This is a genomic window from Serratia sp. CY33802 (assembly GCF_052169095.1).
GTDB lineage: Bacteria > Pseudomonadota > Gammaproteobacteria > Enterobacterales > Enterobacteriaceae > Serratia > Serratia bockelmannii.
Genome location: NZ_JBJNLL010000005.1, coordinates 218,357 through 239,636 on the forward strand (window position 1 = coordinate 218,357; position 21,280 = coordinate 239,636).

Here is a 21,280-nt window from a genome sequence, read left to right on the forward strand (position 1 = left end):
GTAAGCCCGATTACATCAGCGACAGCGAGACACATGACACAGACGACGGCCAATCAACATCCCCGAGATCGCATGCGCGGGCGCATCGACCGCGGCGTGCAGGCGGCAGTGACCGCCAGCGGGCTGATGGTGCTGATGACGTTGATGCTGATCTTCGTTTATCTGCTGTTTGCGGTGCTGCCGCTGTTCAAACCGGCCTCGCTTGGGCAGGCTCAGCCGCTGCCGATCGCGGTGTCGGCCCCGGCGCTGGCGCTGGGCATGGACGTGCAGCAGCGCGTGGGTTATCGCATCGACGCGCAGGGCACGGGGCAATTTTATCGTCTGACGCCGGCGCCGAGCGGCCAGGCCCAGACGCCGCTGGTGCAGCAGACGCTGCTGGCCAAACCGGCGCTGCTCGCGCAGGCTGCCGGAGAGCGCGATCTGTTTGCGCTGGCGCAGGCCAACGGCCGGTTGGTGGTGGCACGCGCGGACTTCGCGACGGCGGAAAACGGCCGGCCGCAGTGGCAGTTCCCGCTTGGGCAACAGCCATTGGCGCTGGATCCGCAGAACAAACCGCTGAAACTGCTGTCGTTGGCGGATGCGCATCGCGGGCAGTATCTGTTGGCCGGGGTGACCGACGATCGGCGCCTGGTGTTCGGTCGCTTCAGCCCCGACCGGCCGCCGCAGTTCAGCGAGCGTCCGCTGGAGCACGACGGGGAGCAACTGGTGCTGACGCCGGATGGCCGCCAGCTTTACCTGCTGACCGGCAACCGGCTGGCGCGTTATCAGATCGACGGCGCGCAGCTGCAGCTGCGTGAAACGCGTACCCTTGGCGAACATGCCCCGTATCAGATGACGGCGCTGCCCGGCGGCAGCGCGCTGCTGATCAAGGGCGCCGACGGCAATCTGCGCGAGTGGTTCGAGGTGGAAAAAGATCGGCGCTGGCGCCTGACGCCGGTGCAGCATTTCGATCACGGTGCTGACGGGCAGGAGCTGACGGTGGCCGAGCCTTACCGCCGTGTGTTCGCCACTCTGCGGCCCGATGGCGGCTTCTCGTTATTTTCCGCCATTCAACCGCAGCCGCTGCTGAATACCCGTTTGGGTGCCGAGGTGCGGCAGATGGCGTTCGCGCCGCGCGGCGATGGTCTGCTGCTGGAGAGCGCGCAGGGCTGGCAGCGCTATGCGCTCGACAACCCGTATCCGGACGTCACCTGGCGTTCGCTGTGGGGCAAGGTGTGGTATGAGAACTACCCGCAGCCGGCCTACGTCTGGCAGTCCACCTCCGGCGAAGACAGCTACCAACCCAAATTCAGCCTGATGCCGGTGATCTTCGGCACCTTCAAGGCGGCGGCTTACGCGATGCTGTTCGCCATACCCTTGGCCTTGGCCGGCGCCATCTATACCGCTTACTTTATGACGGCGGGGCTACGGCGGGTGATCAAACCGGCTATCGAAGTGATGGGCGCGCTGCCGACGGTGGTGATCGGGCTGGTGGCAGGCATCTGGCTGGCGCCGATCATCGAGCAGTATCTGTTGGCGGTGCTGGCGTTGCCGCTGTTGCTGGCGGCGGCGGTGTTGCTGTGCGGCGCGTTGACCCATCGTTTTATGCCGCGCTGCCGGCCGGGCGTCGATCTGCTGTTGCTGTTGCCGCTGCTGGCATTGACGGTATGGCTGGCGTTCAGCCTGGGGCCGTGGCTGGAGGTGGCGCTGTTTGGTGAGCCGTTGCATTTCTGGCTGGGGGATAATTATGACCAGCGTAATGCGCTGGTGGTGGGCGTGGCGATGGGCTTCGCGCTGGTGCCGATCATCTTCTCGCTGGCGGAGGACGCGCTGTTCAGCGTGCCGGCCACCCTGAGCCAGGGCTCTTTGGCGCTGGGCGCCACCCAATGGCAGACGGTGATCAAAGTGGTGCTGCCTTCCGCCAGCGCTGGCATTTTCTCCGCGCTGATGATCGGCTTTGGCCGCGCGGTGGGGGAAACCATGATCGTGCTGATGGCTACCGGCAACACGCCGATTATCGACGGCAGCCTGTTCCAGGGGCTGCGCGCGCTGGCGGCCAACATCGCCATTGAAATGCCGGAGGCGGTTTCCGGCAGCAGCCATTACCGCGTGCTGTTCCTGACTGCGCTGGTGCTGTTTGTCTTCACCTTCGTGTTCAACACGCTGGCGGAGGCGGTGCGCCTGCGGTTGCGTAAGCGTTACACGCCGAATCAGGAGGCGCCATGAAGAGCTGGGTGAAGAGCGGGTCGCCGTGGGTGTGGCTGACCGCCGGTTCGGTGGCCGTCAGCCTGTTGGCGCTGATCGGCATTCTGTTGCTGCTGGCCGGGCAGGGGATGCGCTATTTCTGGCCGAGCCCGGTTTATCAGTTCGAACTGAATCAGAACGGTGCCGGGCCGGTGACGGTGATCGGTGAGTTGTACCAGCAACAAAGCATTTCCCGGCGCCAGTTGGCCGAGGCGGGCGTCACGCCGCCGGGCGAGGCGCAGAACGTCGAACGTTATCTGATTAAGGTCGGCAACCGCGAGCGCGAGGGGCAGGATTTCCGCACCTTGCTGGCCAGCGATATCCGCAGTCAAAGCACGCCGCGCAGCCTGCTGGTGCTGGAACGCGACAGCCATGGCACCGCTTACGGCTATCTGGCGGGGCTGCTGGAAGACGGGCAACCGCTGACCGGCCGCAATCTGGGGCAGGCGTTGCAGCAGCGCCTGCCGCAAATCGCCGCGCTCTCGCGCCAGGCGCACGACATTCAATTCCGCGACATGGCGCGCATCAATCAGCAGTTTGACGCGCTGCGGCTGCGGGAAAAGCGCCTGCAGCGCGACGATAAGCTGGACGCCCGCGCACAGGACGCCATCAAGGCCGAACGGCTGGAGCTGCAGCGGCAGTATCAGCTGTTGTCCGAACGTCTGGCGGGGCTGAACCGCGATCGCCAGCGCGACGCGTTGCTGCTGCGCGACATGCACGGGCAGACGTTGACCATTCCGCTCAGCCAGGTGCGCGATGCCTGGTACCCGAACGCCATGAGCACCACCGAGAAGCTGACGCACTGGGGCGAGCAGGTGAAGAAGTTTCTCACCGACAGCCCGCGCGAGGCGAATACCGAAGGCGGAGTGTTCCCGGCCATTTTCGGTACGGTGTTGATGGTGATCCTGATGTCGATCGTGGTGATGCCGTTTGGCGTGATCGCGGCGGTGTATCTGCACGAATATGCCGGCAACAATCTGCTGACGCGAGTGATCCGCATCGCGGTGGTCAATCTGGCCGGCGTGCCCTCGATCGTCTACGGCGTCTTCGGCCTCGGCTTTTTTGTTTATATGATCGGCGGCACGCTCGATCAGCTGTTCTATCCTGAATCTTTGCCCAACCCGACCTTCGGCACGCCCGGCGTGCTGTGGGCGGCGCTGACGCTGGCGCTGCTGACGCTGCCGGTGGTGATCGTCGCCACCGAGGAAGGGCTGTCGCGCATTCCCGCCTCGCTGCGGCAGGGCTCGATGGCGCTGGGCGCCAGCCGGGCCGAGACGCTGTGGCGCATCGTGCTGCCGATGGCGGCGCCGGCGATGATGACCGGCCTGATCCTGGCGGTGGCGCGCGCCGCCGGGGAGACCGCGCCGCTGATGCTGGTGGGGGTCGTGAAATCGGTGCCGGTGCTGCCGGTGGACGAGATTTTCCCGTATCTGCACCTGGAGCGGAAGTTCATGCATTTGAGCTTCCAGATCTACGATATGGCATTCCAGAGCCCGAGCGTGGAGGCGGCGCGGCCGCTGGTGTTCGCCACCGCCTTCTTGCTGGTGACGATCGTGGTGAGTTTGAATCTGGCGGCGATGGGCATCCGCCATTCGTTGAGGGAGCGGTACCGAGCATGGTCGCAGTAACAATGACGCTATTTTTGGGGAGTGCGTAATGGGTTTGATGACGCCAGGCAGTTTGCCCCGGCTGGATGTCCAGCATCTCGACGATGAACAGACCGCGCTGGCGGTCAACGGCCTGAACCTGTTTTATGGTGACAAACAGGTGCTGCACGATATTTCGCTGCGTATCCCGAAACATCGGGTGACGGCCCTGATCGGCCCTTCGGGCTGCGGCAAATCGACGCTGCTGCGCTGTTTCAATCGCATGAACGATCTGGTGGACAACTGCCGCATTGAGGGCGATCTGCAACTGAACGGCGCGGCGATCTCCGGCGCGCAGATCGACGTGGCGGCGCTGCGGCGGCGGGTGGGCATGGTGTTCCAACGGCCGAACCCGTTCCCGAAATCGATCTATGAAAACGTGGTGTACGGCCTGCGGCTGCAGGGCGTGCGCGACCGGCGCTTGCTGGATGAAGCGGTGGAGCGTTCACTGCGCGCCGCCGCGTTGTGGCATGAGGTAAAAGACCGGCTGCGCGAAAATGCGTTCCGCTTGTCCAGCGGCCAGCAGCAGCGCCTGGTGATCGCGCGCGCCATCGCCATCGAGCCGGAAGTATTGCTGCTCGACGAGCCGACCTCGGCGCTCGATCCGATCTCCACGCTGACCATCGAAGAGCTGATTTCCGCGCTGAAACAGCGCTATAGCGTGGTGCTGGTGACGCACAACATGCAGCAGGCGGCGCGCGTCTCCGACTACACCGCCTTTATTCATCAGGGGCGGCTGGTGGAATACAACGACACCGACGCCATTTTCACGTCGCCGCGCCAGCGCCGCACCGAGGATTATATTACCGGGCGGTATGGGTGAGGCCGTTTGGGCTATGAACAAACGAAAGGCTGCACAACCGTGCAGCCTTTTGTCTATCAGGGGCGTCAGTAATTTTTACGAATGCGGATCGCTTCTTCTACCCATTCAGCCAAATTGTCTTTTATATGGTTATAGACATTGGTGCTGGTCGAATAAGGCGGATCATAGGCTTTGGCGATTGTGGAAAGCTTTGCGTCACCCAGCTTGATGTGATCCAACGGGTTTTTACCTTTCGTGGTTTGGTCGCCGGCGCTGTCTTTCAAATTGTGTATATACACCACCAGCACGCCCATGCCTTTTTTCCAAGCCTCGCATATTTCGAAATTAATCCATTTGCGATCAGCGGTATCTTTACCGGCGAGAATCACGGCGCAGCTGCGATTGTCCAACTGGCCCTTGATCCAAGCGGCGATGGCGGCGTCACCGCCTTTTTTCACTTCCTCCCAATCGTTATCCGTGGCTGGCCGGTTACCTTCCAGCGAGCCCATTTCGCGTACCTGAGAAGCGCGCCAGTTGTCCGGCTCATAATGGAAACTGTAAAAACATTTTCTGGTCATCGGGGGTTATCCTTAGTAATGATATCGATAAGCGCCAACAGGCTTTTTTTCTTCTCCGCCAGGCTGCCCGGTTCGTTAAGCTGATCCAGCAGATTCATGGCGGCGGGGTTGCGGTAGTAGAGGGTTTCTTTCATCTCCTCCTTGATTTTTCGGTAGATCTCGGCAGATGCGCTGCCGGTACAACCGATAGGAATGCAGACGCAGCCTTGTTCCGTGGCGATCTGGAACTCTTTCAATAAACCGTCGGCCAGCACGTATTCGCCTTCGGCGTTGCGTTTGTTGCCGAACAAAAAGATTGCGATGCCGCTGAGCGAAATCATGTTCTGACGGTATTCGTGCCAAAGTGCCGGTAGGGTAATGCCGCCGCTGGCGAATTGGGGGAAAGGACGCAGCACCAGCTGGCTTTCGCTGATTTTTCCTTGGCTGTCGTAAATGGCTTCCAATGCGCCGTTGATCACCGCTGTGCCTACGCCCCAGCCGAAACCGTTGACGATGCGATACTGTTTGTGGATAAGCAGGCGCGCCAGACGATGTATGAACTGGATGGACTCTTCACGGGCATAGGGCTGGTAGTTGTCGGCGCTGCCGGAGATAAACACCGTGCTTTTCTTGAACTGCGTTTCGATGGCATACAGCAGGTCAGTGATTTGCCGATAGTCATCCACCAACAGCGTTTGAATGCCGTAACGGCGCAGATCGTTAATCATCAAGCCTTGTTTGCGGCTGTTGTAATCGCAAGACGCCTGATCCTCGCTGCCGCTGTCGCCGAGCTGGACGCGCCGCATGATGCAGTAGTGGTTTCTCTGCCCTTCGCCGTACTGTGCGTAAAGGCGGCTCAATACATATTGCAGGTTGGGGTCTTCAAAGCTGAAACCGATAAACAGGAAGGTTTTGGCAGTCAGCTCCGCCATCAGCATGTTGATAAAAGGAAGGTGTGTACGGGAGTAAGTTTCGTATTGTTCGCGGGTGATAATCGCCTGGTTGGGATTTCTATAGTCACCATGCATTTTATATAAAACAACATCACGTTTATGAATGTTATTGGTCAGGCTTTCCGGCGTGGTTTTGACGTCGCAGACGCGATTATAACGGGCATAGGTTTTTTCAATCAGGTCGTCGTAGTTAGTGGTCCAAAGTGACGCTATCGGTAATCTGGCGATAATCCGGTGGTTTTCTGTTTCTTCCGCCTGTTCAGCGAATTCTGTAATTATTTTTTGATTTATCTTATGTCTGTTGCCTTTTTCATTGAGGTGATATTGCGCCAGAGAAATAAGATCGCTCTCTTTTTCGATATCCAGCTCCAGTTCATAAGCGATATCGCCGATAAGCTCTTTCCAGCTAACGAAACCGGCGGGGATAGACAGCCCGGCGCCGGCAAACAGCGCAGCGCTGCCGGCTTTGATATCATTAACGTAATCTCGAATAAACAGTTCTATATCACGGTTAAACATGAGGCTATTCCCGATATTGTTTTTCTTTATTGGTTAATTAATAACTATGTTTTTTATGAATTAATTATGCGAATATAACGACCAAGATAAAATGGCGAGTTAACTTTGTAAACTCTGCTTGTTTGTTTTTGTCGATATTGAATGTGTTATTTTAATATTGAATTTATTTGCTCTTATTATTTGTTTTTTTAATTTTAATATTAATTAAATGCACTCTGGGTAATAAGACACGGTGGTTGTGGCATATCTGCATTTTTTGTCACATTGTGACTTTGATTAAATGGAAGTGATTCTCATTATCGTTGATTTGCGGCGTAAATTGTATATACTTCGCTAAGGTATGTAAGTTAACGTAAATGGATGTGTTTAAATGTGTGCATGGAAGCTGAGGATTTGGCCTGTGCTCTTGGCGTTTTGCAGCTCTGCGTGGTGCGCGGAAATCACCAGCCCTGCTGACCGCGACAGCATTACCCAACAGCAGAAAACGTTGCTGGAACAGGCGCAGCAGCAACGCGAGGCGCTGCAAAATAGCGTTGAACTGCCGGCGTTACCGCTGCCTGAGCCGGCCGCCGCAGGGGCGGTTTGCCAAACGGTGCGGCAGATCGTTTTTCAGGGCGCCGAACATCTTTCCTGGTCGGTAAAAGAAAGCCTGGCGCGCCCGTATCAGGGGCGTTGCCTGACGCTGGAGCACATCAACCGCCTGGTGCGCGAAACCACCAATGCTTATTTGCAACGCGGCTATGTCACCTCGCAGGCCTGGCTGCAGGAGCAGGATATTTCCCGCGGCGTGTTGATCGTCAGCGCCAGCGAGGGGCGAATCGAGTCCATCACGCAGAGCGGCGAACAGACGCCGGCGTTGAAGATGGCGTTCCCCGGTCTGGTTGGTGGCATATTGAATCTGCGCGATATCGAGCAGGGCATGGAGCAGCTCAACCGCCTGTCCTCGCAACAGGTGACTATCGATATCCAACCTGGCGAGCAACCCGGCTTTTCCAACGTGGTTTTGCTGCGTGGCGCCACGCGCACACCGGTCTCTTTCTCTTTCGGCGCCGATAACAGCGGCCAGAAAAGCACCGGCACCGGGCAGATGAATGCCGGCGTGGTGCTGGACAACCCGCTGCGCCTGGCCGATCAGTGGTCGCTCTCCGCAGCGCGCAATAATGATTTCAGCCCGCAACATCGCAGCCGCAGCCTGAACGGCAGCGTCACCTTACCCTATGGCTATTGGCTGTTCAGCTACCAGTACGCCTGGAACGATTTTTTCCAGCAGGTGCCATTCAACGGCGCGGCTTACCGCTATCAAGGCAATAACCAGACCCAGCGTTTGGGCGCCAACCGCACGTTGCTGCGGGATGGCAAACGCAAGCTGGCCGTCGATATCGGGCTGGCGCGGCGCACCACGGAAAATAAGCTGGCGGGTGAACGGTTGGGCGTCAGCAGCCCGACGCTCAGCATTGCCAGCCTGGGCCTCAATTACAGCGCGGTCGCGGGCGGCGGCTATATGACGCTGAACCCGACGGTAAGCCGCGGGCTGCGCATGCTGGGCGCCACCGCCGACGATCCGGAGCGCGACGGAGCGCCGCGCAGCGAGTTCCGCAAGCTTGGCCTCGGCGCCAGTTATTTCTATCCGCTCGCCCCCTCCCTCTACTACCTGACCTCGGCCTATGGGCAAACCAGCGCAGACAACCTGTATGCCGGGGAGCGCATTTCCATCGGCGGGCAATACTCGGTGCGTGGCTTTAAAGAGCAGTACCTGACCGGTAATCGCGGCGCCTACTGGCGCAATGAACTCAACTTGCAATGGCAGACCTTGCCGAGGCTGGGGGAGCTTTCTTTGACCGGCGCGTTAGACGCCGGCTGGCTGCAGGGGCGCGCCGGGCAGATAGACGGCGGCAGCGTCGTCGGGGCGGCGCTGGGCGCCACGCTAAGCGGCCGCTGGTTCAATCAGGCGGTCACCGTCGGTAAACCGCTGACGCACCCAGACAGCCTGCAACCGGATCGTTGGGTGGCCTACTGGCAAGCCACCGTCACGTTATAACGCCAGCACACAGCAGGAGCGCCTCGGCGTTCAAAACAACATCCTTTCGAAGGAATGAATATGGATAAGCTCAATCATCCGCTGGCGCGGGGCGCCAGCTATTTGCTGATCTACCTGACGGCTTTCCAGCCGTTGCACCCGGCGTTCGCCGCCGGCATTACCGCCGCTAACGGCAATACGCAGGTGGTTATCAAGCCGGGCAACGTACCGGTGGTGAATATCGCTACGCCGAACGGTGCGGGCATCTCCCACAACACCTATAAAGATTTCAACGTTGGGCCACAGGGTGCCGTATTGAATAACGCCACACACGGCGGCAAAACGCAGCTGGGCGTGGAGATCTACAGCGCGCAGGGCAACACCTACCTGAAGGGAAAACCGGCGGAGTTGATCATCAATGAGGTGATCGGCGGCAGTCGTTCCGAGTTGCAGGGTAAACTCGAGGTATTCGGCAACAAGGCCAACGTGATGATCGCCAACCCGAATGGCATCACCTGCGACGGCTGCGGCTTTATCAACGCGCCGGGCGTGACGCTGACCACCGGCAAACCGCAGTTCGACAAGCAGGGCGCGCTGGAAGCGCTGGAGGTGAAAAAAGGCGGCGTCACCATCGGCGGTAAAGGGCTGGACGGCAGCGGCGCCGACTATGTCGATATCATCAGCCGCGCCACCGAGTTGAACGGCAAAATCAATGCACAAAATCTGTCGCTGACTCAGGGCGCCAACCGCATCAGCTTCAAGGACGGCAGCATCAAACCGATCGCCGGTGAAGGCGCTAAGCCCCAACTGGCCGTGGATACCAAAGCGCTGGGCGGCATGTACGCCAACAAAATCCGCCTGGTGGCCAACGAGGATGGGGTGGGGGTGAACCTGAAAGACCTCACCAGCAAACAGCGGGATATTACGCTGAGCGTTAACGGTAACCTGGTGCTTAACGGCACCACGCACAGCAAGGGTGACCTCAATGTCAGCGCCAAGGGATTGCACATTACGCGGGGTGCTGTCGTGCAGGCGGACGGCAACGCCACGCTGGCAGCAACGACGCTGGTGAATGACGGGCAAACCAGCACCAGCGGCGATATGCGCATCTTCGGCGACCATATCCGCAACGCCGGGGAAAACGCCAAGTTGCACGCCAATAAAAATATGTGGATCCAAAAGGATGCTCAGGGCAACAAGGCTAAATCCGTCGAGAACCGTTCGGCGAAAATCCTGACCAACAGCGGCGATTTAGTGATACGCACGGAGAGTTTGAACAACGTTCGCCAGCAGTTCGCCATTTCCTCCAACAACGCGCCGAAGGACAACAAGGATATCGATCGTTGGTTGGCTGATGGTGTGTACGAGGGGCAATTCGATTACCAATTTTTTGATTATTTGGCGGACTTTGAAGATAAAAATTTCACCTGGTTGGGACACGTCGATTTCAAAAAAACGCCCTGGGTTAACAGTGAACGCGCGCGTTTTACCGTAGTGACCGACAGCCGTCCCGCAGAAATCATTTCAGGGAAGAATGCCTACATTAATGCGTCGGAGCTTTGGAACCACGTCAGCACAATAAAAGCGACTAACGATCTGATTTTAACTGGTAATAATCTGGGCGTGCGCAGTGAAATGACGGGGGACATGAACGACTATGCACTGTTCGAACCGAAGGTGCCGAATCCTAACGTTGTTCTGGGACATAAATGGCAGGATCAGAAATCGTCGATCCCGGAATATGTCATTTATGTCAGAAAAGGCGGGCAAAAGAGCTGGTCGGCTTCTGGCTATCCGGCCTCAGCCATGTTGGCGGGCGGCAATTTGGTTGCGGATTTTAAAAATCAGATAGAAATTAAAACTTCGACGCCGGCGGGAAATCAGCTTAGTGAGGTGGTGGCTTCGGGACGGCCTGACTCACTGGTAGCTCACAACATTGTGCTGCATGCGGGACGTGTTATCAGTACCGATAAAATAAACGCGCGTAACGACCTGACTGTGGTTGCCGATGATGTGTTTTACACCGACGGTGCTGAGCTAACTGCGGGCAAGAGTCTGAACGTTGCAGCAGTGAATGAGCTGGATGCCCGTCAAAGCTATCTGAAGGGACATCATGTCACTTTGACCAGCCGCAACGGCAACGTCAAAGTGCACACTGTACCTAGCCCACGCTATTTCGGCGTCGATGGTGCCCGCTGGCTGAGCCAATTGAATGCTGCCGGGGACTTAACCTTAAATGCCGGGCAAGGTATTTATCTACGTAACACGCACTTCGCGCCGCAAAGCCAAAATATTGCAATGACGGCGAACGGCACTGTTTCGATTGTCAGAAATGACGAGGCGTTGAATAACGATCGTTTAGCGCAGAATTTATCTCCTGAACAACGACAAACGCAGTTCAACCAACTGCTAAATGCCGGACAGTTGAACGCCAGTGGTTCAGTGCTGCTCAACAGCGGCGGTTATCTGGCGTTGCGCGGGACGCACATTAAAGCAGGTAAAGATGTCACGCTGTTGGCCGGCCATAATGCCGATCTGAACTATCGCGAATTGGGGGAGCAATTTAGTCGCTTGTTCCCCTCTTCCCGCACGCCTGAACTGGGTAGCCGGGTACACGCCGGCGGCAATTTACTGATTAACTCGGCCCGCGACATCGGCACCCAGGGCGGCGCGCTTTCCGCCAACGGTAATATCACGCTGCTGGCCGGGCAGAATCTATGGTTGTCGAACCTGGCCTATTCCGCCATTGATGCCGCTAACGACAACAACAAAGACGACCGCCATGTGGTCACTACCCTCAGCGCCGGGAAAAACCTGACCGCGTCGGCGAATAACCAACTGCTGACTTACGGCGCCAGGCTGACTTCCGGCGCCAACATGACGTTGACCTCCGGCGGCGATATGCGCTTCGAGGCGGTGCAAAACCACACTTACCGCGAGAGCGGCAACGAGTTCACCGAAACCCGTACCCAGCAAGGTACCGAGCTGAATGCCGGCGGCCTGATGACGGTGATTGCCGGCGGCAGCATTCTGTTCCAGGCGACCAAGCTGGTGGTTAAAGGGTTGGGAGCTAACTGGAAACCGCCGGTAGCGGTGACGGACTGGGGAAGCCGGATAGCCATTGCCGAGCAGCAGCTTCGAAATACGCAGCAGCAAATTAATCAGGCACTGCAGGCAAAAACAAATGCTGAACATATTGTTACGCAAAGAATTTCGTTCGTTCAGCAAGCAGAGGCTGCCGTCAGAGATGCTGAGGAAAGGCGGGATGAGTTTATGCGTAATAACCCACCTCACGAATATGGCAGTGGTTGGTCTGCTGAAGTAGGGAGTTGGGATAAATTCGTAGCGCAGCGCGAAGGAGAACTTAGTGCTGCAAGAAGTAGTCTGGCTGCTGCTCGAAATGATGTCACGCAGGCAGAGCAGCGAATTAATCAAGGCAACAAAACAAAAAACGAGGCACAAAACCAGCTGACCGCTGCGCGCCAGGAAGCCCAAAGCAAAGGCATTGACGAGGCCAAACAAAAAGCTCAGGTCGACGCCCACAACCAGGCTGAAGCCATGCGCGCCGGCAATATGGATATCGCCGCCAAGGGTGGCTATCTCTACGCTCAGGCGATGGAGGAATCCAGCCACTACGAGAAAACCGAGAAGAAACGCAAATGGTGGGGCAAGAAAACCGAGGTTAAGCAGACCCGCCATGACGTGACCAACAAGGTCACCGAGTTTACCGCCGCCGGCAATATCACGCTGATGAGCCGCGACGACAGCACCTATGAAGCCAGTAAAATCGCCGCCGGGCAAAACGCGCGCCTGACCAGCACGCATGGCCAGGTTAACTTCCGCGCGGTGAAAAACACCTCTTTCGAACAGACCGTCAGCAATTCGAAAGGCTTCTTTATCAAGCAGGCCAATAAAGGTTACGAAGACAATAAGTGGGTGCTGCCGAGCATTCATACTGGTGGCGCCTTGATCGTAGACGCCGCCAAGGGCGTCAGCGCCGATGTGAAGGTGAAAAACGGGCAGGCGCTGCAAAGCGCCATCGATGCCCTGGGCAATACGCCGGGCACCACCTGGGTCAAAGATCTGAACAAGCGCAACGACGTGCAGTGGAGCAAGGTCAAAGACGCTTACGACAGCTGGGATTACAAGAGCCAGCACTTGAACCCGGCGGTGGCGGCGGTGATCGCCATCGCGGCTGCGGCGGTGACCGCAGGCAGTTCACTGGCGGCCACGGCGGCCTCCAGCGTTTCCGGCGCCGTGGGCGGCGGGGCGGTAACCAGCGGCGCGGTCACCGCCGGGATGTCTTCGCTGGCCTCTCAGGCGGCGGTGGCGTTGGTGGAGAACCAGGGCAACCTGTCAAAAACCCTGCAGGCGCTGGGCAGCAATGAAAACGTCAAGGCGACCGCCACGGCGATGGCGATCGGCGGCGCGCTCAATGGCTTCGACAGCGCGATGGGCTGGAGCAAGGACGCGGCGGGCAAACCGCTTAACCCGAACAACGTCAAACTGCCGCAGCTGAGCAACGGTGACTGGAGCAAGGTGGCGCAGCGGGTGGCCGGGCAGTCGGTCATCAGCTCCAGCCTGAATACCGCCATTAATGGCGGCAGTTTCAAAGACAACCTGACCAATGCGCTGCTGGCGAACATCGGCAGTCAGGTTCAGGCCGAGGGCGCCAACCTGATTGGGGATAACGGTCAGGTTCTCGATATACCGGGCCGGGCCGTAAGCCATGCCGTTCTGGCGGGCGTGGCCGCAGAAATCGGCAAGGGCAATGCCAAAGGCGCGGCGGCAGGGGCGCTGGCGGCGGAGCTGGCTGGGGTGATCATCAATGATAATCTGGTCAGAAGTGAAGGTTGGCAAGAGCGTCAGGCTCAGATCAGCCGCGTAGCGGGCGCCTTTGCAGGGGCCATCGTAACTGCCAAAGCCGCAGGTGCCACCAGCGGTGCAAATGCGGGGGAGTTTGTCGAACGCTTCAATCGACAGCTGCATCAGGAAGAACTCAACGCGATTAAAGAGTTGGCTAAGGGCGACAAGGAAAAAGAAGCGCGTCTGATGGCGGCTTCATGCCGAAAAGTAGCTTGCACCACGCAAGAGGCGTTGAACTCAGACGAACGCAAGCAGTTTGAAGCCCTGATGAATAAGTACCCGTCAACGCGGGATGAAGACGGTCTCATCGCCAACTACTGGGTACAAAAAGAGCGTCAGCGCTTCGGCAACTATCCGGCGTTTGCCGGCTATGACAGCGAAAAGTTATTCACGTATGATTTGGGCGACCAGATAACCGACGGCCAGCTGTTTGCTCGCAACCAGCAGATAGAACAAATCAGCAAGTTGACCGGGTGGTCGCCGGACTGGGTGAATGCCTCGGTGATGGCGGTCTCTATTGCCAGCACATTTGCCGGTATGGGTAAAGCAAACGTCGGCAACCAATACCTGTCATCCAAATTGGTAGGCCCAACCAGCGCCTGGAAAGGGTATCTGGTCAATGAGAAGACCGTTCAACAGGCGGCTGCGTTCAGGCAGCAAGTGCTGGATGCTAGGGCGCCATTTGCGGAAAAAATCCGAAAAAAAGGAAATGCAGCTGTTGCACAAATCGATGTTCCTGGTATGCCGAAAACACTTGCGGCACACAGCAGGATAGCTAAAGCAGAAAAAAGTTTCATAGGTGATGGAAACCAAAACTTTAAATATGAAACCATTAAAAGTTCTGATGGTATCCTCATATCTAGGAATACAGATTCAGAGTACAAAATTCTGGACAACCTGGCTGATAAGTTAGGTAACAATGTATCAGCTGAGGGGAGAGTCACCATTTTCACTGAACGTGCTGCATGTGATAGCTGCTTGGGTGTCGTAGAACAATTTCAGAAAAAATACCCTGGAATAAAAGTAGAGGTTCTCGACAATAACGACGTAATGCTGATCCCTGGGAGATTGAAATGATGGATGAAGAACGCATGACTTATGAAGAATTGCGAGCTGAGTATTTAGATTGCTTTTATAGCTGTTGTAGAAGTCACATTAATGCTTTTAATAAAAATGGTACGACCTGGGAGTACGGTATTGAAGAAATAGGGTATGCATCTTATCAATACGAAAATGCACAGTTATCGCCTGTGGAAATGTTAATGCTGAAAGTGTTTACACTCATCCTTATAGCCGGTAGAGGGCCAAAAGATGTTGAGAATAATTACCGAAGCTCAATTTCTTCCATTTTGGAAAAAACAAACCTTGAATCTCTAATTCAAGGTATTGGCGAAGATGAAAAAAGCGATTTGCTTTATGATATGGAGTTGCTTGGATTGCTTGAGAAGCCTGAGTAACCTCACCGCTCCCAACAGTTTGAGGTTAGGCACGCTTTGCTCATGCAAATGAGCCAAGGTAAAAAGTACCACTATAGGCCACGGTTGACGGAAATCTAACACCCATATGAACGGCTCTTCGGAGCCGTTTTCTGTTTTTAACGTCCCCGCCCCGAAACCCGCAACACTACCCCCACCAGCAGCAACGCAGCCCCTGAGGCATAGAGCGGGAACCAACGCGTCCACCAGAGTGAGGAAAACAGCGGGGTGCTATTGGGATCTGCGGAGGCGTAGCCGCTATAGGTATTCAGGCCGGCGGCGATGGCGAGCATCGCCAGGCCGATAAAAAGCAGCAGGTTTGAGACGGTCGTCATGGCATTTTTCCTTTGTAGAGGCAGAGGGTAATTCTTACTATTAATTATTGTTCGATTAATTATCTCGGGAAATATTATTTATTTTCGTATTCATCAGGCTATTTCCTGACGATAAAATAATATGCCTTAATACTAGCCGCTTATTTCCCAATAAAAAACCCGCCTGGGCGGGTTTTCTCTTTTTTCTCGCGAATTGTCACTTCACCAGCGGCTTATCATTGGGCGTTTTGAACTTCGCCAGGTATTGCGGCTGGAAAATGCACATGCGCAGCACGGTGCGGTATTCGCCGTTGACGAAGAACTCGTCGATCAGCTCGCCTTCCACGTTGAAGCCCAGCTTGCTGTAGATGTGGATCGCCTTCGGGTTCTCCTTATCGACGATCAGGTACAGCTTGTACAGGTTCAGCACCGAGAAACCGTAGTCCATCGCCAGACGGGCGGCGGTGCTGGCGTAGCCTTTGCCCTGGTGGGCAGGATCGATGATGATCTGGAACTCAGCGCGGCGGTGGATGTGATCGATCTCCACCAGCTCTACCAGGCCGACCTTGGCGCCTTCGTGCTCGATGATAAAGCGGCGCTCGCTCTGATCGTGGATGTGTTTGTCGTAGAGATCGGAAAGCTCGACAAAGGCTTCGTAGGGTTCTTCAAACCAATAGCGCATGACGCTGGCGTTGTTGTCCATCTGGTGGACGAACGACAGATCGTCCCGTTCCAATGGGCGTAACCTGACGCTGGCAGTGCTGGACATGTGGGCTCCTCTGTGCCGTGAAATTGTGCAAAGTATAACTTCACAGAATGGATGAAGGCGAAAAAAAACGGCGCCGCGTGGGCGCCGTTTAGGCAAGGTTCAGGCTGCGCGCATCAGTCGGCGGCGTGACCCTGCTCAGGCAGGCGTTCGCCGTCCAGCCAGGCGGCGCCATCGCGCATCGCCAGGCGACCGTCGACGAACCAGCTCACCACCAGCGGATAGATCGTGTGTTCCTGGGTTTGCACCCGTTCAACCACGTCATCCTCTCCGTCGTCAGCGAAAATCGGCACCTTGGCCTGTAAAATCACCGGGCCGCCGTCGAGCTGTTCGGTCACGAAGTGCACCGAGGTGCCGTGTTCGCTGTCGCCGTTGTCGATGGCCTGACGGTGGGTATGCAGACCCGGGTATTTCGGCAGCAGGGAAGGGTGGATGTTCAGCATGCGGCCGGCATAACGCTGCACGAACTGCGGGCTGAGGATGCGCATGTAGCCGGCCAGCACCACCAGATCGGGCTGGTGCTGGTCGATGGCGTCCGCCAACGCGGCGTCGAACGCCGTGCGATCGGCGTAGGCCTTGGCATCCAGCGCTTGGGCGGCGATGCCCGCCGCTTCGGCGCGTTGCAGGCCATAAGCCTGCGCCTTGTTGCTGAACACCGCCACGATTTCGGCGGCGATGCGGCCCTGCTGGCAGGCGTCAATCAGCGCCTGGAGATTGCTCCCCTGGCCGGAGACCAACACCACGATCTTTTTCATCAGTTGATGACCACTTGTTGTTCGTCGGAAGAGGCGGTCAGTTTACCGATTTTCCACGCTTTTTCACCTGCCGCGGTCAGCAGCGCGATGGCCGCTTCCACTTCGGCTTCCGGCAGGGCGATGACCATGCCTACGCCGCAGTTGAAGGTGCGATACATTTCATGACGGCTGACGTTACCGGCCTGCTGCAGCCAGGTGAACACCGCCGGCCACTGCCAGCTGGCTTCGTCGATCACCGCCTGCATGCCTTCCGGCAGCACGCGTGGAATATTTTCCCAGAAGCCGCCGCCGGTGAGGTGAGCGATGGCGTGTACGTCCGCCTTCTCGATCAGCTCCAGCACGGACTTCACGTAAATCTTGGTCGGCGCCAGCAGGTGGTCGGCCAGCGGTTTGCCTTCCAGCTGAGTGGCGGTCGGATCGGTGTTGCTCACTTCCAGGATTTTGCGCACCAGCGAGTAGCCGTTGGAGTGTGGGCCGGAAGCGCCCAGGGCGATCAGCGCGTCGCCGGACTGCACTTTGCTGCCGTCGATGATCTCGGATTTTTCGACCACGCCGACGCAGAAACCGGCCACGTCGTAGTCTTCGCCGTGGTACATGCCCGGCATTTCAGCGGTTTCGCCGCCCACCAGCGCACAGCCGGACTGTTTGCAGCCCTCGGCAATGCCGGTGATCACGCTGGCCGCGGTGTCCACGTCCAGCTTGCCGGTCGCGTAGTAGTCGAGGAAGAACAGTGGCTCGGCGCCCTGAACCACCAGATCGTTGACGCACATCGCCACCAGATCGATGCCGATGGTGTCGTGGCGTTTCAGATCCATCGCCAGACGCAGCTTGGTGCCCACGCCGTCGGTACCGGAAACCAGCACCGGCTCGCGGTATTTCTGCGGCAACGCACACAGGGCGCCAAACCCGCCCAGACCGCCCATCACTTCCGGGCGACGGGTCTGTTTAACTACACCTTTGATGCGATCTACCAATGCGTTGCCTGCATCGATATCGACACCTGCGTCTTTATAGCTGAGAGAGGTTTTGTCGGTCACTGCGCGATTCCCCACGACGATTTGCGGTTTGAAAACTGTGCTTCCGATGTTGATTCCGGAATAAGGCGCGGCAATTCTAACAGCGCAGGCAAACGTTTGCGAGCGGCTTGTGAACCGGCTCCGCTTTTTCGTCATCTATACTGATATTCAAACTTTTGTTGATCCCGATCGGGCTATTGTGGGTGGCGCGGCGAAAAAAAGGAGGTATAATCCCGCGATTTTTTTGGCCGCAACCACCTTAATAGGAGAAAAATGATGAAGATCGTTGAGGTGAAACACCCGCTGGTAAAACACAAGCTTGGCCTGATGCGTGAAAATGACATCAGCACCAAACGCTTCCGTGAGCTGGCCTCAGAAGTGGGTAGTTTACTGACCTATGAAGCGACCGCCGATCTGGAGACGGAAAAAGTCACCATCGAAGGCTGGTGCGGGCCAGTTGAAGTGGATCAGATCAAAGGGAAAAAGATTACCGTAGTGCCAATCCTGCGCGCAGGTCTGGGCATGATGGAAGGGGTGCTGGAGCACGTGCCGAGCGCGCGCATCAGCGTGGTGGGCGTATACCGCGACGAAGAAACCCTGGAGCCGGTGCCGTACTTCCAGAAGCTGGTTTCCAACATCGAAGAGCGCATGGCGCTGGTCGTCGACCCGATGCTGGCCACCGGCGGTTCGATGATCGCCACTATCGATCTGCTGAAGAAAGCCGGCTGCCACAGCATCAAGGTGCTGGTCCTGGTCGCAGCGCCGGAAGGCATCGCCGCGCTGGAGAAAGCGCATCCGGACGTTGAGCTGTACACCGCCTCCATCGATCAGTGTCTGAACGACAAGGGCTACATCGTGCCTGGCCTGGGCGATGCGGGCGACAAGATATTTGGTACTAAGTAAACATTTGAGCCGACTTAACGAGTCGGCTTTTTTTTGACTAAAACCTATAAAACCAATAAACCGAGGAAAAGCACACATGACCCGTCGCGCCATCGGCGTCAGCGAGCGCCCGCCGCTGCTCCAGACCATTCCGCTCAGCTTCCAGCACCTGTTCGCCATGTTTGGCGCCACCGTGCTGGTGCCTATCCTGTTCAAGATCAACCCGGCGACCGTGCTGTTGTTCAACGGCATAGGCACGCTGCTGTATCTGTTCATCTGTAAAGGCAAGATCCCGGCCTACCTCGGCTCCAGCTTCGCGTTTATCTCGCCGGTGCTGCTGCTGTTGCCGCTCGGTTACGAAGTGGCGTTGGGCGGTTTCATCATGTGCGGCGTGCTGTTCTGCCTGGTGGCGCTGATCGTGAAAAAGGCCGGCACCGGCTGGCTGGACGTGATGTTCCCGCCGGCGGCGATGGGGGCGATCGTCGCCGTCATCGGGCTGGAGCTGGCGGGCGTAGCGGCCAACATGGCGGGGCTGCTGCCGGCGGAAGGCACCAGCGCCGATTCGACCACCATCACCATTTCGCTGGTGACGCTGGCGGTCACGGTGCTCGGTTCGGTGCTGTTCCGCGGCTTCCTGGCGATTATCCCGATCCTGATCGGCGTGCTGGTGGGCTATGCGCTGTCGTTCTTCATGGGCGTGGTGGATTTGACCCCGATCCGCGAGGCGCACTGGTTCGCGCTGCCGACCTTCTACACCCCGCGCTTTGAGTGGTTCGCCATCTTCACCATTCTGCCGGCGGCGCTGGTGGTGATCGCCGAGCACGTCGGCCACCTGGTGGTGACCGCCAACATCGTGAAAAAAGACCTGATCCGCGATCCGGGCCTGCACCGCTCGATGTTCGCAAACGGCATCTCGACGGTGTTCTCCGGCTTCTTCGGCTCCACGCCGAACACCACCTATGGCGAGAACATCGGCGTGATGGCCATCACCAAGGTCTACAGCACCTGGGTGATCGGCGGCGCGGCGGTGCTGGCGATCCTGTTGTCCTGCATCGGTAAGCTGGCGGCGGCGATCCAGGCGGTGCCGGTGCCGGTGATGGGCGGCGTTTCCCTGCTGCTGTACGGTGTGATCGGCGCTTCGGGCATTCGCGTGCTGATCGAGTCCAAAGTGGATTACAACAAAGCGCAAAACCTGATTTTAACCTCGGTGATCCTGATCATCGGCGTGAGCGGCGCCAAGGTGCACATCGGCGCGGCGGAGCTGAAAGGCATGGCGCTGGCGACCATCGTGGGGATCGGCCTGAGCCTGCTGTTCAAGGTCATCAGCCTGTTCCGCAAGGAAGAAGAGGTGCTTGACGCGCCGGACGAATCGGCGGAGCAGAAGTAACGAAAAGGGCAGCCCAGGGGCTGCCCTTTTGACTTATGGCATTCGCCTTAGCTGCGAATTTTGCGGTACACGAACAGCACCACGATGGCGCCGATAACCGCCACCACGAAGCTGCCGAAGTTGAAGCCGTCAACCTTGCCGTAGCCGAAGAAGGTGCTGATATAGCCGCCGACCACGGCGCCGATGATCCCCAGCACGACGGTCAGAATAAAGCCGCCGCCGTCTTTGCCGGGCATGATCCACTTAGCCAAAATACCGGCGATCAGGCCGAAGATAATCCAGGAAATAATCCCCATTTACTGCTCCTTTCTTTGGTGGCTGAGAATAGCTTACTGCTGGGTGGCCGGCTGAGTATTGCCGTTCACCGCCGCATCGGTCTCTTGTTTCAACTCTTGCGCTTTGTTTTCGGCGCTGTTCTTGATGGCTTCGGTCTTCGCCTTGGCCTGCTCGGTCAGATCGTTGGCGCCGTTGATGGCGTCGTTTTTGATGGCCTTGGCCTGATCCACCAACTGCTGGCTCTGTTTACCTGCGTCGTCTTTGATCGCGGCGGCTTTGGCCTTGGCGTCGTTGGTGATGGCGTCCGCCTGCTTGGCGGCGTCTTCTTTAATCGCCGAAGCTTTGTCTTTCAGCTGATCCGCCTGAGTGGCGGCCTCTTTTTTGATTTCATCCGCCGTCGCTTTCGCTTTGTCCGTCAGATCGTCCGCTTTTTTCTGGGCGGCGTCTTTCATCTGCTCGGCGCTGTCTTTGGCTTTATCCAGGTTGGCGTCAACCTTGGACGAGTCATCACAGCCGGCAACCAACAACCCGATAAAGGAGGCCAACAGCACTTTATTCCATACTTTCATCGTCTATATCCTTGCAGAAACCTTGTTGATGGTGATTGCATTTAGCCTACCTATACTAGGTCAGATTTTACTTAAATTACAAATTTAACCTGCGCAGGCATGGAGTTAGGGAATGATATCGGATAATTCTTGCCTCGACGGGTGCCGCCGCCGATCAAGCGGCGCTTAGGCATTGTTCACTATTGCGGCATAAGATCCTGCCGGTTCAACAGCGCCCGTTTTCTGTGTTAAACTGCCCACGTTTTTCTGCCAGTTTT

Annotated in this window: 16 protein-coding genes; 8 read left to right on the forward strand and 8 right to left on the reverse strand. The window is 57.4% G+C overall.

All coding sequences use genetic code 11. The annotated features are described in order from the left end of the window. Window positions 1–33: 33 nt before the first annotated feature. The 3 genes from ACJ8HA_RS17300 to pstB are packed head-to-tail and all read left to right on the forward strand — an operon-like array spanning window position 34 to window position 4,692. Window positions 34–2,205, forward strand: coding sequence for an ABC transporter permease subunit (locus tag ACJ8HA_RS17300; RefSeq protein WP_368908424.1), 2,172 nt, complete (start codon window positions 34–36; stop codon window positions 2,203–2,205). After that, window positions 2,202–3,851, forward strand: a complete 1,650-nt coding sequence (gene pstA, locus ACJ8HA_RS17305; RefSeq protein WP_049204838.1) for a phosphate ABC transporter permease PstA — start codon at window positions 2,202–2,204, stop codon at window positions 3,849–3,851. Before ACJ8HA_RS17300 ends, pstA begins: the two co-directional genes overlap by 4 nt. A gap of 28 nt (window positions 3,852–3,879) precedes the next feature. Then, window positions 3,880–4,692 carry a phosphate ABC transporter ATP-binding protein PstB gene (gene pstB / locus ACJ8HA_RS17310; RefSeq protein WP_019452422.1) on the forward strand — a complete coding sequence of 271 codons (813 nt, stop codon included), beginning with the start codon at window positions 3,880–3,882 and terminating at the stop codon, window positions 4,690–4,692. Window positions 4,693–4,757: 65 nt separating this feature from the next. On the opposite strand, the gene ACJ8HA_RS17315 is transcribed toward pstB, so the two are convergent. Beyond that, entirely contained in the window at window positions 4,758–5,249 is a 492-nt protein-coding gene (locus tag ACJ8HA_RS17315; RefSeq protein WP_049296092.1) for a TIR domain-containing protein, read from the reverse strand. After that, window positions 5,246–6,700, reverse strand: a complete 1,455-nt coding sequence (locus ACJ8HA_RS17320; RefSeq protein WP_049296091.1) for an SIR2 family protein — start codon at window positions 6,698–6,700, stop codon at window positions 5,246–5,248. The genes ACJ8HA_RS17315 and ACJ8HA_RS17320 overlap by 4 nt, the downstream gene beginning before the upstream one ends. A 370-nt stretch (window positions 6,701–7,070) precedes the next feature. Between ACJ8HA_RS17320 and ACJ8HA_RS17325 the strand changes: the two genes are divergently transcribed. From ACJ8HA_RS17325 to ACJ8HA_RS17335, 3 genes are read left to right on the forward strand one after another with little or no spacing between them, the layout of a single operon-like run. Continuing rightward, on the forward strand, window positions 7,071–8,738 hold the full coding sequence (locus tag ACJ8HA_RS17325) for a ShlB/FhaC/HecB family hemolysin secretion/activation protein (protein ID WP_442515415.1): 1,668 nt from the start codon (window positions 7,071–7,073) through the stop codon (window positions 8,736–8,738). 60 nt (window positions 8,739–8,798) lie between these two features. After that, a complete protein-coding gene (locus tag ACJ8HA_RS17330; protein WP_442515416.1) occupies window positions 8,799–14,660 on the forward strand; it encodes a DUF637 domain-containing protein in 5,862 nt (1,953 codons plus the stop codon). Beyond that, the gene (locus ACJ8HA_RS17335; protein WP_442515417.1) at window positions 14,657–15,040 is read left to right on the forward strand and encodes a hypothetical protein; all 384 of its coding nucleotides are present in this window, start codon (window positions 14,657–14,659) and stop codon (window positions 15,038–15,040) included. The genes ACJ8HA_RS17330 and ACJ8HA_RS17335 overlap by 4 nt, the downstream gene beginning before the upstream one ends. 137 nt (window positions 15,041–15,177) lie before the next feature. Here ACJ8HA_RS17335 and ACJ8HA_RS17340 read toward each other — a convergent pair whose 3' ends face one another. The 4 genes from ACJ8HA_RS17340 to purM form a co-directional block, all read right to left on the reverse strand. After that, window positions 15,178–15,393 carry a hypothetical protein gene (locus ACJ8HA_RS17340; protein WP_043140451.1) on the reverse strand — a complete coding sequence of 72 codons (216 nt, stop codon included), beginning with the start codon at window positions 15,391–15,393 and terminating at the stop codon, window positions 15,178–15,180. Window positions 15,394–15,589: 196 nt separating this feature from the next. Then, the gene (gene speG, locus ACJ8HA_RS17345) at window positions 15,590–16,141 is read right to left on the reverse strand and encodes a spermidine N1-acetyltransferase (RefSeq protein WP_004941631.1); all 552 of its coding nucleotides are present in this window, start codon (window positions 16,139–16,141) and stop codon (window positions 15,590–15,592) included. Between the two features lie 113 nt (window positions 16,142–16,254). Then, entirely contained in the window at window positions 16,255–16,893 is a 639-nt protein-coding gene (gene purN / locus ACJ8HA_RS17350) for a phosphoribosylglycinamide formyltransferase (protein WP_025303844.1), read from the reverse strand. Beyond that, window positions 16,893–17,930 carry a phosphoribosylformylglycinamidine cyclo-ligase gene (gene purM / locus ACJ8HA_RS17355; protein WP_025303843.1) on the reverse strand — a complete coding sequence of 346 codons (1,038 nt, stop codon included), beginning with the start codon at window positions 17,928–17,930 and terminating at the stop codon, window positions 16,893–16,895. The genes purN and purM overlap by 1 nt, the downstream gene beginning before the upstream one ends. A 255-nt stretch (window positions 17,931–18,185) precedes the next feature. Here purM and upp point away from each other — a divergent pair, with 255 nt between their 5' ends. Further along, the gene (upp, locus tag ACJ8HA_RS17360) at window positions 18,186–18,812 is read left to right on the forward strand and encodes a uracil phosphoribosyltransferase (protein WP_004941642.1); all 627 of its coding nucleotides are present in this window, start codon (window positions 18,186–18,188) and stop codon (window positions 18,810–18,812) included. A 76-nt stretch (window positions 18,813–18,888) separates the two neighbouring features. Further along, on the forward strand, window positions 18,889–20,178 hold the full coding sequence (gene uraA / locus ACJ8HA_RS17365; RefSeq protein WP_016926727.1) for a uracil permease: 1,290 nt from the start codon (window positions 18,889–18,891) through the stop codon (window positions 20,176–20,178). A 47-nt stretch (window positions 20,179–20,225) separates the two neighbouring features. Here the strand turns inward: uraA and ACJ8HA_RS17370 are convergent, their stop codons facing one another. Continuing rightward, window positions 20,226–20,474 carry a GlsB/YeaQ/YmgE family stress response membrane protein gene (locus ACJ8HA_RS17370; protein ID WP_016926728.1) on the reverse strand — a complete coding sequence of 83 codons (249 nt, stop codon included), beginning with the start codon at window positions 20,472–20,474 and terminating at the stop codon, window positions 20,226–20,228. 33 nt (window positions 20,475–20,507) lie between these two features. Further along, window positions 20,508–21,023 carry a hypothetical protein gene (locus ACJ8HA_RS17375; RefSeq protein ID WP_016926729.1) on the reverse strand — a complete coding sequence of 172 codons (516 nt, stop codon included), beginning with the start codon at window positions 21,021–21,023 and terminating at the stop codon, window positions 20,508–20,510. Between the last annotated feature and the right edge of the window lie 257 nt (window positions 21,024–21,280).